Here is a 13,949-nt window from a genome sequence, read left to right as displayed (position 1 = left end):
AGACTTTTAAAAGCCCCGCACCTCCCGCGCTGTCGAGCTTCACAAAGGCACCCCTTCTCTAGGCAGCGTATTGCCCTGCAAAATATGACCGGCCGCTTGTGCTGCGGCAGCACCGTCAAAGTCTGAGGACGCCCCTTTGGGGTACCGGCTCGCTACTATGCTCAAAATATGCTTTCTGGCCATAAACCAAAGGCCTATCTGCCCTTGATACGGCACGTGACCTTTGACGAAAAAGTGTTTATAGCAAGACGACTATATTTGGTAGCGAAAGATGTTTTTACCCCATGAGTGCCAGTAATCCGCTCCAGCAGGCCTACAAGAAGTTTCGCGCCATTTTTGGGGCGACCATTCTATTTAGCTTTTTTGTTAACTTGCTCATGTTTGTGGGCCCGCTTTACATGCTCCAGATCTATGATCGGGTACTGGCCAGCCGCAATGAAATGACGCTTTTGATGATCACGGCCATCGCTGTGGCACTTTTGATCACCTATGGCGTCTTGGAGTTTGTGCGTTCACGCATGCTGGTGCGGGCCGGGCTGCAGTTTGACAGCATTCTCTCGCGGCCCTTGTTTGATCGTGTGGCGCGCATCCAACTGATTAATCCCACCAGTGGCGCCCGTACGGCTTTGGGGGATGCCGACAAGGTTCGCAGCTTCATCACCGGGCAAGGTGTTCTGGCCTTCTTTGACGTCCCCTGGACGCCCATTTTTTTGGCTTTGTGTTTCGCGTTCCATCCTTGGCTTGGTTGGGTGGCCACAGGCGGCACCCTCGTGATTTTCACACTGGCGCTGCTCAATGAGTATCTTACACGAAACGCGCTACAGTCAGCGAATGTTGAAGGTCAGCAAGCCTCTGAGTTTGCGGGCGCCACGATGCAAAATGCCGAAGTTATTCGAGCTATGGGCATGCAAGACGCTTTGGCTGAACGTTGGAAGGTGAAACGCAACGGAATGCTGATCTCACAGGCCCAGGCCAGTGACTGGGCGGGCGCCGTGATGTCGAGCTCAAAATTTGTCCGTATGGGGCTCCAAGTCGCTATTCTTGGCACGGGGGCTTATCTCGCCATGCGGGGCGAAGTCTCTGCGGGGGTCATGATTGCAGCCTCGATCGTGATGGGCCGCGCCCTGGCCCCGGTAGAACAAGCCGTCGGACAATGGAAAGAGTTCGTGGCTGCACGCCAATCACATGCCCGTCTCAAAAAGCTTTTTGAAGCTGTTGCAGAAGAGCCCACACGGCTCCAACAACCTCAGCCCAAAGGACATCTGCAAGTCGAAGGCATTACCACTGTGGTGCCCGGCACCCGCGATACAATTTTGCGCTCTGTAAGCTTCGATCTACCTGCGGGCCAAACACTTGCTCTTATTGGGCCAAGCGGCTCGGGCAAGTCGACATTGGCACGTCATTTGGTTGGCGTCGGCGACCCGATCAACGGTGCCATTCGGCTGGATAAAGTAGAGCTTGCCCATTGGGACCGCAATCAGCTGGGCCAAGCCATCGGTTACCTTCCTCAAGATGTGAAATTGTTCTCTGGGTCAGTGGCGGAAAACATCTCTCGCTTTGCAGAAGGCGCCACAGACGAGGAGATCATCGCAGCCGCTAAGCTTGCCGGCGCCCACGAGATGATTTCCGGGCTGAACGATGGCTATGCCACTCAAATCGGAAGCGGAGGAAGCCGGCTATCGGGCGGTCAACGCCAACGTGTGGGCTTGGCGCGCGCCTTGTTTGGGAACCCATGTTTGATTGTGTTGGATGAGCCCAACTCCAATCTGGACAGCGAAGGTGAAGAAGCGCTGGCTAAATGCCTTGCCCACCTCAAGAGCGAAGGTAAGTCTATCGTTCTCGTGACGCATAAAGCCAATATTCTGAGTGCGACGGACTATACACTGATCTTGAGGGATGGCGCGGTGCAGCGCTTTGTTGCCACCAAAGAACTCTTGCAACCTCAGCAACAGCAGCAACAGAAACCTCAGCAGGCCCCCCAAACTGTTTCGCTGTCGACCGCAAAGTTGTAAATTTTGGCGAGATCGCACCGAATGCGCCGCAAGCGCTGGCCCGCTCTCTCTGAAAGTGGCAAAGCACCGGCATCCATACAGTAAGCCTCTAAAGCATTTAGGACCCAGTCGTGGCATCAGCAGAATCAACGTTGGTTGCAAGCCAACTTACAAAGATGGCAAACCCGCGGAAGTATTCTTGGGCAGGCTACATCCTCCTGCTCATTACCTTCGGCGTAATGGGCATCTGGGCCTATTTTGCCATCATTGCGAGCGCGGTTGTAGCTCCTGGGGTGGTCGCACTTGAGAGTGATCGCAAGGTTGTGCAGCACCTTGAAGGCGGCATTGTCCAAGAGATTATGGTTCGTGAAGCTGACCTTGTAGAGCAAGGCGATCCACTGCTTGTCTTGGACAATATTCAGGTCAATTCTGAAATCGCAGTTCTTGAGCAGCGCCGGGCGACGTCAGAGGCCTTGATCGCCAGATTAACCGCAGAGCAAACCTTTGCTGAAGAGATTTCTTTTCCCGAAGAGCTTCTGAACACGGAAGACCCTCAGGTTAAAAGCGCCGTGGAAGCGCAGCGTAATATTTTCGAAGACCGGCGCTCTATCTACCTGTCCCAAGCTGAGATCCTGAACTTTCGCGCAGAGCAACTGAACGGACAAGCAGAAGGATATGAAGTTCAGCTCGAAGCCTTGAAGAGGCGTCATGCACTTCGCAGTGAGCTTTTCGAGCGCATGCGTACGGGGGAAGAGCGCGGTGTGGTTGAAAGCAATCGTCTTTCAAACATGGAAGATGAAGTGATCCAGATTGAAGCCAGCATTGGCACTGCTATGTCTGAAATCGCTCAAGTCAAAGCAGCCGCAGGCGAGGCGCGCCTCAATATTCTTAAGCTGAAACAAGAGTATAGCGAGCGCGCCAATAGTGAGCTTAAGACCGCGCGCTCAGAGCTTTCCGAGATAAACGAAAAACTCACCGTGGCGGAGGATAGGATGCGGCGTACCACGATCTCAGCGCCGACCACAGGTAAAGTTCAAAGCCTGGCCGTTACCACCCGAGGCTCCGTGATCCGCTCTGGTGAGATCCTTATGGAGATTGTTCCCAGTGATGAGACGCTTCTCATTGATGCGAAGGTCGCACCTGTAGACGTAGACAACGTGCGTCCCGGCCTTGAAACCGAAGTGCGCTTTTCAGCATTCAAATCCCGTCTGGCCAAGTTGGTCCTCGGCGAAGTGCTCTCCATTTCTACGGATGTTGTGACCACAAAAGATCCCAATGAGGCACCCTATTATTTGGCACGCATTAAAGTGCCGGATGAGAATCTTACAGATGAGATCCGGGACGGTCTGACCGCCGGCATGCCAGCTGACGTGGTTATTCTAACAGGCGAGCGTAGTGTATTGCAGTATATGCTGGATCCGCTGTCGGAGGCGATCTTTAAGAGCTTGCGCGAAGAGTAAGCTGGCATAGCGAGCTTTGCTCTTAGAAAGGCAAAAAATCTAATGGGGGGCGATGTGAGCAAGCTCAAACGTGTTGGCAACTATATAGCTGCAATCTTCAAGCTTGGTCGTACAGAGCGTATGGCCAAGGAAACATATCGCAACATGCAGACCATTGAAGACCGCTTTGCCGGTTGGGAAACGCGTGAGCGCCAGTTGCGCAACGGTGTTAAACAAATGGTTCAAGGCGAAACACAAGCTTTGATGGCCCGCAACGCAGAGCTTGCACGCAACTTTACTGAGCTCTCCCGGCGTTTGGATCAGATCCTACGCACCCCCGCGGGGGAGCAGCCGATTTCTACGCCCGCTGATCCGTCCGATAAGGATGAAAGCGGCATTGGAGCGGTGATGGATAGTTTCTACCACAGGCTCGAGAACAAATATCGCGGCACAACATCCGATATCCGCAACAGGCTGCGTATCTACCTTCCCGACGTAGAGAGCGCGGTCATTCGAACAGGCGGCAAACCTGTGATGGACATTGGTTGTGGCAGAGGCGAATGGCTTAGCCTTTTAAACGACACAGGCATTACAGCGCTCGGTATTGATACAAATCCAGTGCAGATCGCTGATGTGCAAGAGAAAGGGCTGGACGCTCGGCAGGGGGATGCGCGCAGCGCCCTCACGGACGCCGAGGACAACTCCATGGCCTGCATCACAGCTCATCATCTCATCGAGCATCTTCCTTTTGAAGAGGTTCTATGGATCACACGAGAGGCCATGCGCGTATTGGCCCCGGGCGGGGTTTTGCTCTTTGAAACGCCGAATGTACGTAATGTGTTGGTGGGGGCGACCTCCTTTCATAATGACCCCACCCACCTTCATCCGATGACCGATCCGGTACTGACCGTCTTGTTCGAAACAGTGGGGTTTCACCCTATTGAGACACGTCATCTGCACCCTCATGAAAAACTCGCTGAGTTCATGGCCAAGCCAGGGTTTGATCCAGAACTTGCGAACCTGATGTTCGGCGCACAAGACCTCGCCATTCTTGGCCACAAACCTCTTCAGGAGGCTTGAGATGCGGGTTGGTGTGGTTCGGACGCAAGTCCCCTTTGTGACTGGCGGCGCGGAGCGTCATGCCGCAGGTCTGGTTTCTGCTTTGCGCGCATATGGTCATGAAGCCTGTGAGATCGCCCTGCCCTTCAAGTGGTACCCTGTTGAGACTTTGACCGACAGTATTCTCGCGGCGCGGCTTACGGATCTTTCAGAATCGGAAGGTGTGCCCATTGATCTGATGATCGGGCTTAAGTTTCCGGCCTATCTGGCGCGCCACCCAAATCCCGTTTTTTGGCTGATCCATCAGCACCGGCAAGCCTATGACATGTGGGATGCGGGCACTTCGGATCTGTTGGACACCCCCAAAGGAATGATGGCGCGCGATATGATACGCGCGGAGGATCGCGATGCTTTTGCGCGCAGTACAAAGCCAATATACGCAAATTCTCAGAACGTGGCCGGCCGGCTCAAGAAATACCTCGGGCTGTCATCTACGCCTTTGTACCATCCGCCACCGAACGCAGAACTGCTTACCCAAGGAAACTTTGGCGACTATCTGTTTGCGCCGGGGCGGCTGAACCCATCCAAACGAGTCGATCTGATGCTACGCGCGCTTGCCAAGGCGCCAACGCCCCTGCGTTTGGTTATTGCAGGTGTCGCCGAGAACCCTGCCTATTTGGATGAGTTGCGCAGTTTGGCCACCGCTTTAGGCGTATCGGGGCGCGTAGAATGGCTCGGCGGTATCGATGACGCCACAATGGTCCGCTACTATGCTCAAGCCCGAGCTGTCGTGTTCACACCCCAAGACGAAGATTTGGGGTACATCACGCTGGAAGCAATGCTGTCAGGTAAGCCCGTTATTACCACCACTGACGCAGGTGGCCCTTTGGAGTTCATCTCTCAAAAGCAAGAAGGGTTGATTGCAGCACCCGACGCGGAAGCATTGGCTCAAGCGTTCAGCAGCCTTTACGAAGATGCCGCTTTGGCCGAGACTTTGGGTGAAGCTGGCCGCGCACGTTACCAAAAGATGAATATTTCTTGGGAGCATGTCGTCGAAACCCTAACTGGGCAAACCGCTCAACCCGCGCCAGGCCCTGCACAGATCGCGGCCCTTGAGGCGAAAGCTGCGGCCACGCCAGCCGAAGAAGCGGTCGCGCGAGTACAGGCCGCTGTCGCGCCCCCTGCCGCTCCCAGCTTACCTTTTGCATCGATCACAGAGGTTTTGAACGCCTATGACTTTGACACCATGCCTGCGAAAGACGGAAGCGGCCCTGCTCCGGTAGAGCCTGGGTTGGCGCAATACTTGGGCACGCATTGGACGCGTTATCTGACCACATTGCATCATGTGATCGAGGCGGCCCCGCGCGACATTTTGGACGTTGGGGTATTCCCCCCACTGGCCTTCGAAGCCATGGTCGTCAACGCCCTGCCTGATGCGAAGCTAAGTGGTATTTGGGAAGGCCCCCACCCTTACGCACAGTCCGTCAAAAGCCTCAGCGGTGCCTATCCTGATTTTGACATTGAACTGCGCCCTGCCAACATTGAACGCGATGCTATGCCTTACGGCGATGCTGAGTTCGACATGGTGTTGGGAATGGAAATTTTCGAGCACCTCGCTTTAGACCCGCATTTTTTCTTGTCTCAGGCCGCACGCGTGTTGCGGCCCGGGGGGCATATCATTTTGACGACGCCAAACGTTGGAAGTCATCGCGGCGTCCAGAAGATGCTTAACGGGCAATCGCCCTATTCTTTTGGCCTGTTTGTCCCCACGGGGGGCGTTTATGGCCGCCATAACCGCGAATATACACCGAGAGAAGTCGAGGCTCTCGCCCATGGCGCAGGCTTTGAAACCCACTATTTGGGAACAGCCGACGTTTACGAAGATCACGTCGATCCTGCGACTGCGGCACTTATGATTGCCCGTGAGGATGACTTGAACTTGCGCGGAGAGAATATTGTTTTTGTTGGGCGCAAAGCAGGTCCGCCCACTGCACCGCCACCAGGGCTCTATCATGGCGACCCAGCCCGGCTTTCGGGGGAGCTCACCCTTTCAAAGCAAGAAGCCGATACAGGCCTCACGCAAATTACAGCGCATAACACTTCCTCAGGCTGGTGGCCATCCTCGGGTGCTCAATCGACGGCGCTTCTGGCCGAATGGATCAATGAGAACGGCTACTTGGTCCACACAAATGTCATTCTCCCCCTTAATGAGGCTGTCGCTCCTGAAGGCAAGACAACCTTTAGTTTCCGCCGCAGCCCCGAGGAGATGATTTCTGCCAAAGGCATATTGCGTTTGCAACTCTTCCAAACTGGCGTGGGGGCGTTCACAGGCACAGGTCGGGCCAATATGCTTGAGCTGCCCTGCTCTGAAGACACCTTCCTTGCTTTGGCCCAACAGGCTTTGTGATGACCGCTCAGACGCCGCGCCCCACCATTCATTGGATCAGCCCCCTGCCACCGGCTGAAACCGATATTGCCCACTATACCTCACGCATCTTGCCTGAGCTAAGCGCTAAGGCTGAGGTCATCCTTTGGACCGACGAAAGGGAATGGGACCTTTCACTTGAGAAATACTGTACCGTCAAATCTTTTGATCCAGATACAGTGTGTCCGCGAGACTTTACGGCCGCCCGAACCGGGGATGGGGCTGAAGTGCTGTTCCTCCACATCGGGAACTCTTGGGTTTATCATGCAGGCTTCTTAAGATTGGCGCAGCGCATGCCCACTGTGGTGGTGCTTCATGATCTTGCGATTCAAGAGCTTATGGTGGAGGCAATCAGGGCCAGTGAATGGGACGCTGGAACTTATTTTGCGGGAATGGAAAAGTGGTATGGCGCTGCCGGTCTTGAGCAGGCTCGCGCCTGTCTCGATGGTAGGGAGCAGGCCTCCAACATATCGGGTGCGACGCCTGGTTTTGAACTGGTTCTCGAAAACGCGCTAGCGGTACTCACCCATACCCAGTTTGCGCATGAGGCAGTGCAACAAAAGCGCCCACGCCTTGCCTCCAAAGTCTTACCCTTGCCTTTCCCGATCGGCCGCGAACCTTACAGGAAAGTCATCTCCACCGGCCCATTAAGACTTCTGCAATTTGGATGGATCGGCCCCAATAGACGGTTAGAGCAAGTCCTCGAGGCCCTGGCGCAGATGCCACCAGACTTTGACTATCGCTTCGATGTGATGGGTAAGCTTTGGAACCCTGATCTTATCTACAATAAGATCTCGCAGTTGGGGTTGAGCCAGCGGGTTTTTCTTCACGGCTTCGTGGCCGAGCCCGTTTTGGATGATGCGCTGCGCCAAGCCCATCTGGTCTTAAATCTTCGTCACCCCAGTATGGGCGAAGCTTCTGGCAGCCAACTCCGCATTTGGAATGCAGGTGCCCCTGCTGCAGTAACGCGGGAGGGATGGTATGCCAGCCTGCCGGAGAATGTCGTTTACTTCATCGACCAAGACAAAGAAGTCGCCCAGCTACAGGCGCTTTTTAAAAAGCTTGGTGCAGAACGTGATGCGGGCAAAACATTAGGCTTGGCTGGACGGGCTTATTTTGAGGACAACCATGCGCCAAACATCTACGCAAAAGAGCTGGTCAGGTTTGCCGATGACATCGCCTTAACCGCAAGTCAGGATTTAGCAGTGCAGCTTCGGCAAGAGCAATTGCGCAAGAGAAAGATGCATCCAGAGCTGCAAAAGCGCTTAGAGGCGCTCTGAACACCGCAAAGGCGCTAAGCTTAGTTTTCGTTACTCTCGTCAAAAAGCATCGCGAAAGCTTCTGGTTCATAATAGCTCAGAAGCGTTTTCATGAAGAACTTCGGGTCCTGTTCTAGAACCGCGGCCCAATCGCGATAGCGCGCGCTTGGAATTTTACCGCGCCCGGTCTCCAACTGGGAGATGAATGTATAGTAATCGAGGTCGAGCGCCTCTGCGAGTTGGCGTTGCGAAAGCCCTTGTGCTTCGCGCAAGGCTCTCAACCAGTTGCCCAACTCGGCACGCGGCTCATTGCTTCGAGAGGCCGCAGACGTGGTTTTTTGATTTGCCATACTATGGTGCTTCCAAGATTCGAAATGCAGCCCAAGCCATCCAAGGCTTACTCAAACTTATATGCAGCTAGAGGACAGGACTGCCGATATTATGCTTAGCGATATGCGCTTCTGAACCCCTTATAACACTATATGAAGAGTAGTGGTATACTTTTTACTGGACATAAAGCTTGCTCGGTGGCCAGCGATTTGCTACCCCCATCATAGCGATCACTCCGCGTTCTGGCGATGCCGTCACCCTCGGATGGCATTTGCCTCGCGATCGCTAGAGAAGATCATCGTGCAAGCTTATTAAGCAGGAAAGCAAAAAACATGGCAACAACAGCACAAGTCGACGCAATCGTCGCCCTGTACGCAGGTTATTTCAACCGCGCGCCCGATCCGGCAGGTCTCCAGTTCTGGATCGACCAGATCGACGGCGGCCGCGAATTCAATACAATCGCCGCAGACTTCGCAGCTTCCCCTGAAGCAACTGCGCTGTACCCCTACCTGACAACACCTGATGTTGCGTCGCCTTCGACCTTCATCACCAATGTCTACCAGAACCTGTTCAACCGCGCGCCCGACGCCGAAGGTCTGCAGTTCTGGACCGACGTGCTGAACGAAGGTTCGGTTTCCGTGGCTGACATGATCGAAGCGATCATCAACGGCGCCGTGGATGCACCCGATGCAACCCCGCCCACCTTCGACGCCAGCACCCTCGAAAACAAAATCGAAGTCGGCCGTGACTTTGCTGCAGACGCTGCAAACACAACTGGTTTCGTATTCGACGATGCCGCCAAATCCGCTGCCATCGACGTCATCGACGGTGTGACCAGCGACGATGCAACTGTTGATGCCGCCAAAGCAGAAACAGACGCGTTCCTGGAAGGTGCGACCAACCCCGGCAACACATTCACCCTGACCACAGGCGCTGATGTTGTCGCAGGCACTGCCGGCAATGACACAATCAACGCTCTGCCCGTGAATGCTGCAGGCGACGCAACTACATTCTCCGCCTTCGATGACATCGACGGTGGCGCCGGTACAGATACGCTGAATATCTTCACTAGCACAAATGACGATGATGACACCTTCAATGGTGGCTTCCCGACAGGTGCTTCGGTAACAAATGTTGAGATCGTCAACATCAACAACGCACAAGAAGGTGGCTTTGGTGATGTAGATGCGTCTGACTTTGAGGGCGCCACTCAAATCTGGCAAGTTGAAAATGCGAACGACATCGAAGGCCTCGCGGCTTCGACCACTGCTGGTTTCCGTGACACCGCCACTGGTACCTTTGGTGTTGCAGCTGCTGCAGGCGTTGCATCTGTTGCAATCGCTCTGGACAATGCTGAAGCCAGCACCTTCGAAGTCGAAGGCAACGCGCTGAACTCTGTTACCGTGTCTGGTACAGTTGAGGACGACGAAGCCATTGAGCTGAACGTGGCTGCAGGCAAAGATGTGCAGGCCGTGTCCGTGTCTTCTGCCGTGGACGCGACTCTGGAGGTGAGCGAAGGCGTCACGTCGGTTGATGCATCGGCAGGCGCTGGCGATATCTCCTACGATGCAGACGAAGCAGTCGCCGCCATCAAAACCGGCATGGGCGCTGATGATGTCACTATCAATACCGCGACTTCCAACACAGCCGGCGCGACAGTGTCTGCAATGCTGGAAACTGGTGCAGGCAACGACGCCATCGCCATTGATACCAATGGTACAGGCACCACATCTGTTGACGCAGGTGCAGGTAACGACACAGTAACTCTGGAATCTGACGGTTCTGGCAAGCTGACCGTTGCCCTAGGCGAAGGTGATGATGCGTTCCTGGTGGGGGAGAATGGCGTTGTTTCCAAAGGCGACGTTATCGACGGTGGTGCAGGTATCGACACTGTTCAGGTGAAAGATATCGGCTCGGCAAACATCGGCGCCTTCACAAACTTCGAAATCTTCGATGCTATTGGTCTTGATACAACTCTCGACACCGACATCCTGGCGTTGAACAACACCGTCACTGAGTTCGTTGCTTCCGGCTCGGTAAACGCCGGTGCGGCTCTGACAAATGTTGCGGCAGGCGTAGGTGTTCGTGTCACCGGTGATATGGACGACAATGCATTGTCGATCGGCCAGAAAGCAGCTGGTTCTTTGACCGTTACGCTCGACATCGATGAAGATGCTGAGAATGCCATGTCTCCGGCAGTTTCGGGGAACGTTAACGCCACGAACGCAACGTCGGTTGAGGCGGTCTTCGACAGCAGCTTTGTTGGTGAACCAACTGCCCTGGAGGACGGTGAGGAGATTGTCGCCGGCGATAACGTCGCTGAGCTCGAGTTGGGCCTCGGCAAAGCAACAAGCCTCTCGGTGAACTCGGGCGGCGATGTCGCAGTGAACAACCTTATCGTTGAAGCAGATGACCTCACCTCCGTCACTGTCACAGGTGACCAGCTTCTTAACCTAGACGTGAACCTTGAAGCAGGCGCCGAAGTGACTTCGGTTGATGCTTCCGCCAGCACCGGTGGTTTGATCTTCGACATGGAAGACCTTGCCAATAGTGGTTCTGTCTCGCTGGGCTCCGGCAAAGACACAATCCTTGTAGACGCAAGCTCCGCAGCTGATGCAGATGGTGCGAATGCAGAAAGCATCGTTGGGTTTGAGAAAGCGGATGCAGCAGCAGTCGGCACAAACGAGACAGCTCAAGCAGCTGCAATTGCAGACTCTGACCTGATCGATCTGCGGGACTTCGATGCTGTCGTGGCAAATGCAAACGGCGACGCCACTGGCGCAACGCTGGAGAACGGTGTTCTGACCTTTGATGGCACAGGCCCTCAGTCGCTGGACGCCGCAGCTTTGATCGCCGACGCCTTTGCTGAAACAGCAGGTGAAGCTGTCCTGTTCGAGTACATTGGTGACTCCTATGTCTTCGTTCAAGGTGGCACCACCGGTGAGACCGCCGATGCTCTCTCCGAGGACACAATGGTGAAACTGACAGGCGTCACCGATGTGACCAACCTCGTCGAAACCGGCACCGACCAGTTCTTCATCGTCTAATCTAGGCGCTGAGCGATTTTTAAAACCGGCCCCTCGGGGCCGGTTTTTCCACATCTAAACCTCCCCCAAATTTTCTAGGAGTATGAAATGGCTGACGGCCAAACAATTTCGATTGATGGTAAAGACTACGTGGTGGATGCGCTGTCTGATGAGGCCAAAGCACAGCTCGGAAACCTTCGAGTTGTCGATATGGAGCTACAGCGCCTTGAACAACGCAAAGCGATTGCGCAAACCGCGCGCAATGCCTATGCCCGCGCATTGCAAGCAGAACTGGCTAAAGTCGAACCCCAACAATAACTTCCGCTGAGCTTCCAGCCAGTGGCGCTGATATACAGCTCAGGTCGCGATAATTTGCCCTGCTGATCGAAAGATCAGCAGGTATTTGGCTCAAAACCAAACTTCGCGAGTGATACCCCAATTTCTCATCCAGTTTAAGAACGCTCCTTAAGCCTCAGCTTTGACAGAAGCTTCTGGCCATCTGCGCCTATGCCCCCTACAAATTTTTGGCGGTATATAGGAAATGCATATGTGGAATTCAGGGTACGTATCTGAGGTAGACTATACGTTTAGCCACTTTCCTTTCCTGTCGCCAAACAGTCTAAAGCTTGCCGCCTTGTTAGAGGGCGGCAAACACACCGTCCCCGAAGTACCCACCTACTTGGAGCTTGGTTTTGGGCAAGGTCTTTCCTTGAATATGCATGCTGCGAGCAACCTAGGGGCGTTCTGGGGCGCAGATTTTAGCCCCACACAGACAGCGACAGCTCAAGAGTATGCAGCATTTGGAGCAGGAAACCTGAACCTGTTCGATGCGTCTTTCGAAGAGCTTCTGCACCGTCACGCCCTGCCCCATTTTGACATGATCGTTCTGCACGGGATTTGGTCCTGGGTGCCGCAAAAGGCGCGCGAAGCCGTTGTGCAGATTGCCTGTGATCACCTCAAACCCGGTGGGCTCTTCTATGTCAGCTACAATGTAAAAGCAGGCTGGGAAGGTATTGGTCCTCTCCGTGATCTGCTCGCGCAACATTACCGCGCCCATGTGAAGGGGACAGTCGTAGAGCGCGTGAAGGCAGCAATCGCTTTTGCCGAAGATGTCTTGGATTCGGACGCCAAGTTCTTTGTGCAAAACCCGCTCGCCAAAGCGCAACTCAACGACATGAAGAAGAAGGATCCGATCTACCTTGCGCATGAGTTCTTCAACGAAACTTGGAACCCAATGCGCTTCTCAGATGTCTGCAAGGAGCTGGCCCCTGCTAAGCTTGACTACTTAGGCTCCAGCACCCTGTTGGATGGGCTGCCAAGCATTCATCTTACGCCAAAGGCCAAAACGCTTATAGACAATGCTTCTGACAAAGCTGCGGCGGGTGATCTGCGAGATATCTGCGTCGCGCAGCGGTTTCGCCGCGATATATTCGTTAAAGGGCTCAGAACCCACACCGAAGTGGGCAGGCAAAGACTACTCTTGCAGCAAGAGTTCATCCTCCGGAAACAGACCAAAGACCTGCCCAAAACAATAAAGGGCGCGCGTGGAACGGCGAACTTGGATCAGGACCTATATGCTCGGATCCTGGGGACGTTTTCTGAACAGAAAGGCTACATCAGATCACTTAAGGGTATCCTGACTGATCCCGCGTGCAGAACTCTTAATCTGGCTCAGCTTGAACAAGCTGTGCGGGTGTTGGCGGACTTGGAGGTAATTGCCCCCATAAGCTCTCCGGATGCGATTGATGCAGCCAGGTCCGGGGCGCAACGTCTGAATGCCAAACTATGCCGAGACGCTGCTTTAGATGATAGGGTGGGTTACCTGGCCTCACCTGTTTTGGGTACAGGCGTTGCAGTTTCTCGCTTTGAGCAGGTTTTTATCCACTGCCTATCGCATAAACTCGGCGACCCCGTCGCACATCTATGGCAAGTGCTCCAAGCGCAGGGCCAATTGCTTCGGAAAAATGGGGAGGTGCTGCAATCAGCAGAGGCGAACTTGGAAGAACTCAAAAAGCAATTTGAGCACTTTCAAAACAATCGTCTTCCCATCTTGAGCCGCTTGGGGGTGGTGTCCGAGAAAGGGGCGCTAGAGGTGCCCCACGAAGATTGAGCTAAACTATAACCCTGCACAAATGCTCAGATGATAAATTTATAAATAACAAAAGCTTAAATTACGATCTTAATGCATAGCATTAAGGCCATGGCGGCTTTCTATACGCGTCATGCCTGCTCGGTTTCACTTCCATATGAAGAGAAATCGATACTCTTGATGCTCTTATACACCGCCTGGAAAGGCCGGGGGTGCACTGGAAGCTGCACGCCCCTGTGTCAATCATAATCGAGGGTCCTGTCCCAGGGAGAGGTGTAACTTCTGGTAGCGCTTTTGGTGGCGTCCGCGCCCTTCATGAGGCGCCGTAGGA

At 54.2% G+C, this 13,949-nt stretch carries 9 protein-coding genes; 8 read left to right on the top strand and 1 reads right to left on the bottom strand.

From position 1 onward, the window contains the following. Positions 1-284: 284 nt before the first annotated feature. From ACGYLQ_RS18660 to ACGYLQ_RS18640, 5 genes are all read left to right on the top strand, one after another. On the top strand, positions 285-2,012 hold the full coding sequence (locus ACGYLQ_RS18660) for a type I secretion system permease/ATPase (RefSeq protein ID WP_394444274.1): 1,728 nt from the start codon (positions 285-287) through the stop codon (positions 2,010-2,012). A 110-nt stretch (positions 2,013-2,122) separates the two neighbouring features. Next, positions 2,123-3,451 carry an HlyD family type I secretion periplasmic adaptor subunit gene (locus tag ACGYLQ_RS18655; RefSeq protein WP_394403668.1) on the top strand — a complete coding sequence of 443 codons (1,329 nt, stop codon included), beginning with the start codon at positions 2,123-2,125 and terminating at the stop codon, positions 3,449-3,451. A 54-nt stretch (positions 3,452-3,505) separates the two neighbouring features. Then, on the top strand, positions 3,506-4,510 hold the full coding sequence (locus tag ACGYLQ_RS18650) for a class I SAM-dependent methyltransferase (protein WP_394444272.1): 1,005 nt from the start codon (positions 3,506-3,508) through the stop codon (positions 4,508-4,510). 1 nt (position 4,511) lies between these two features. After that, a complete protein-coding gene (locus ACGYLQ_RS18645; RefSeq protein WP_394444270.1) occupies positions 4,512-6,896 on the top strand; it encodes a glycosyltransferase in 2,385 nt (794 codons plus the stop codon). After that, positions 6,896-8,194 carry a glycosyltransferase family 1 protein gene (locus ACGYLQ_RS18640; RefSeq protein ID WP_394444268.1) on the top strand — a complete coding sequence of 433 codons (1,299 nt, stop codon included), beginning with the start codon at positions 6,896-6,898 and terminating at the stop codon, positions 8,192-8,194. Before ACGYLQ_RS18645 ends, ACGYLQ_RS18640 begins: the two co-directional genes overlap by 1 nt. A gap of 20 nt (positions 8,195-8,214) precedes the next feature. On the opposite strand, the gene ACGYLQ_RS18635 is transcribed toward ACGYLQ_RS18640, so the two are convergent. After that, positions 8,215-8,523, bottom strand: coding sequence for a helix-turn-helix domain-containing protein (locus tag ACGYLQ_RS18635; protein ID WP_394444266.1), 309 nt, complete (start codon positions 8,521-8,523; stop codon positions 8,215-8,217). A 312-nt stretch (positions 8,524-8,835) separates the two neighbouring features. On the opposite strand from ACGYLQ_RS18635, the gene ACGYLQ_RS18630 reads away from it, so the two are divergent. The 3 genes from ACGYLQ_RS18630 to ACGYLQ_RS18620 all read left to right on the top strand — a co-directional run bounded on the left by ACGYLQ_RS18630 (position 8,836) and on the right by ACGYLQ_RS18620 (position 13,639). Next, complete coding sequence (locus tag ACGYLQ_RS18630; protein ID WP_394444265.1) at positions 8,836-11,550, top strand: DUF4214 domain-containing protein; 2,715 nt, start codon at positions 8,836-8,838, stop codon at positions 11,548-11,550. An 87-nt stretch (positions 11,551-11,637) separates the two neighbouring features. Then, complete coding sequence (locus tag ACGYLQ_RS18625) at positions 11,638-11,847, top strand: hypothetical protein (protein ID WP_394444263.1); 210 nt, start codon at positions 11,638-11,640, stop codon at positions 11,845-11,847. A 229-nt stretch (positions 11,848-12,076) separates the two neighbouring features. Further along, positions 12,077-13,639 (top strand): class I SAM-dependent methyltransferase, encoded by a 1,563-nt coding sequence (locus tag ACGYLQ_RS18620; protein WP_394444262.1) that lies wholly within the window; start codon positions 12,077-12,079, stop codon positions 13,637-13,639. The last annotated feature ends 310 nt before the right edge of the window (positions 13,640-13,949 follow it).

The sequence above is a fragment of the Sulfitobacter sp. 1A12779 genome (assembly GCF_043557315.1).
Lineage (GTDB): Bacteria > Pseudomonadota > Alphaproteobacteria > Rhodobacterales > Rhodobacteraceae > Sulfitobacter > Sulfitobacter faviae.
This window is presented reverse-complemented; position numbering and strand designations above follow the sequence as displayed.

What these genes read in the sequence shown, in the direction of transcription:
- ACGYLQ_RS18660 (WP_394444274.1), top strand. Translation starts at nt 285, where the DNA reads ATGAGTGCCAGTAATCCGCTCCAGCAGGCCTACAAGAAGTTTCGCGCC.
- ACGYLQ_RS18645 (WP_394444270.1), top strand. Translation starts at nt 4,512, where the DNA reads ATGCGGGTTGGTGTGGTTCGGACGCAAGTCCCCTTTGTGACTGGCGGC.
- ACGYLQ_RS18640 (WP_394444268.1), top strand. Translation starts at nt 6,896, where the DNA reads ATGACCGCTCAGACGCCGCGCCCCACCATTCATTGGATCAGCCCCCTG.
- ACGYLQ_RS18635 (WP_394444266.1), bottom strand. Translation starts at nt 8,523, where the DNA reads ATGGCAAATCAAAAAACCACGTCTGCGGCCTCTCGAAGCAATGAGCCG.
- ACGYLQ_RS18630 (WP_394444265.1), top strand. Translation starts at nt 8,836, where the DNA reads ATGGCAACAACAGCACAAGTCGACGCAATCGTCGCCCTGTACGCAGGT.
- ACGYLQ_RS18625 (WP_394444263.1), top strand. Translation starts at nt 11,638, where the DNA reads ATGGCTGACGGCCAAACAATTTCGATTGATGGTAAAGACTACGTGGTG.
- ACGYLQ_RS18620 (WP_394444262.1), top strand. Translation starts at nt 12,077, where the DNA reads ATGTGGAATTCAGGGTACGTATCTGAGGTAGACTATACGTTTAGCCAC.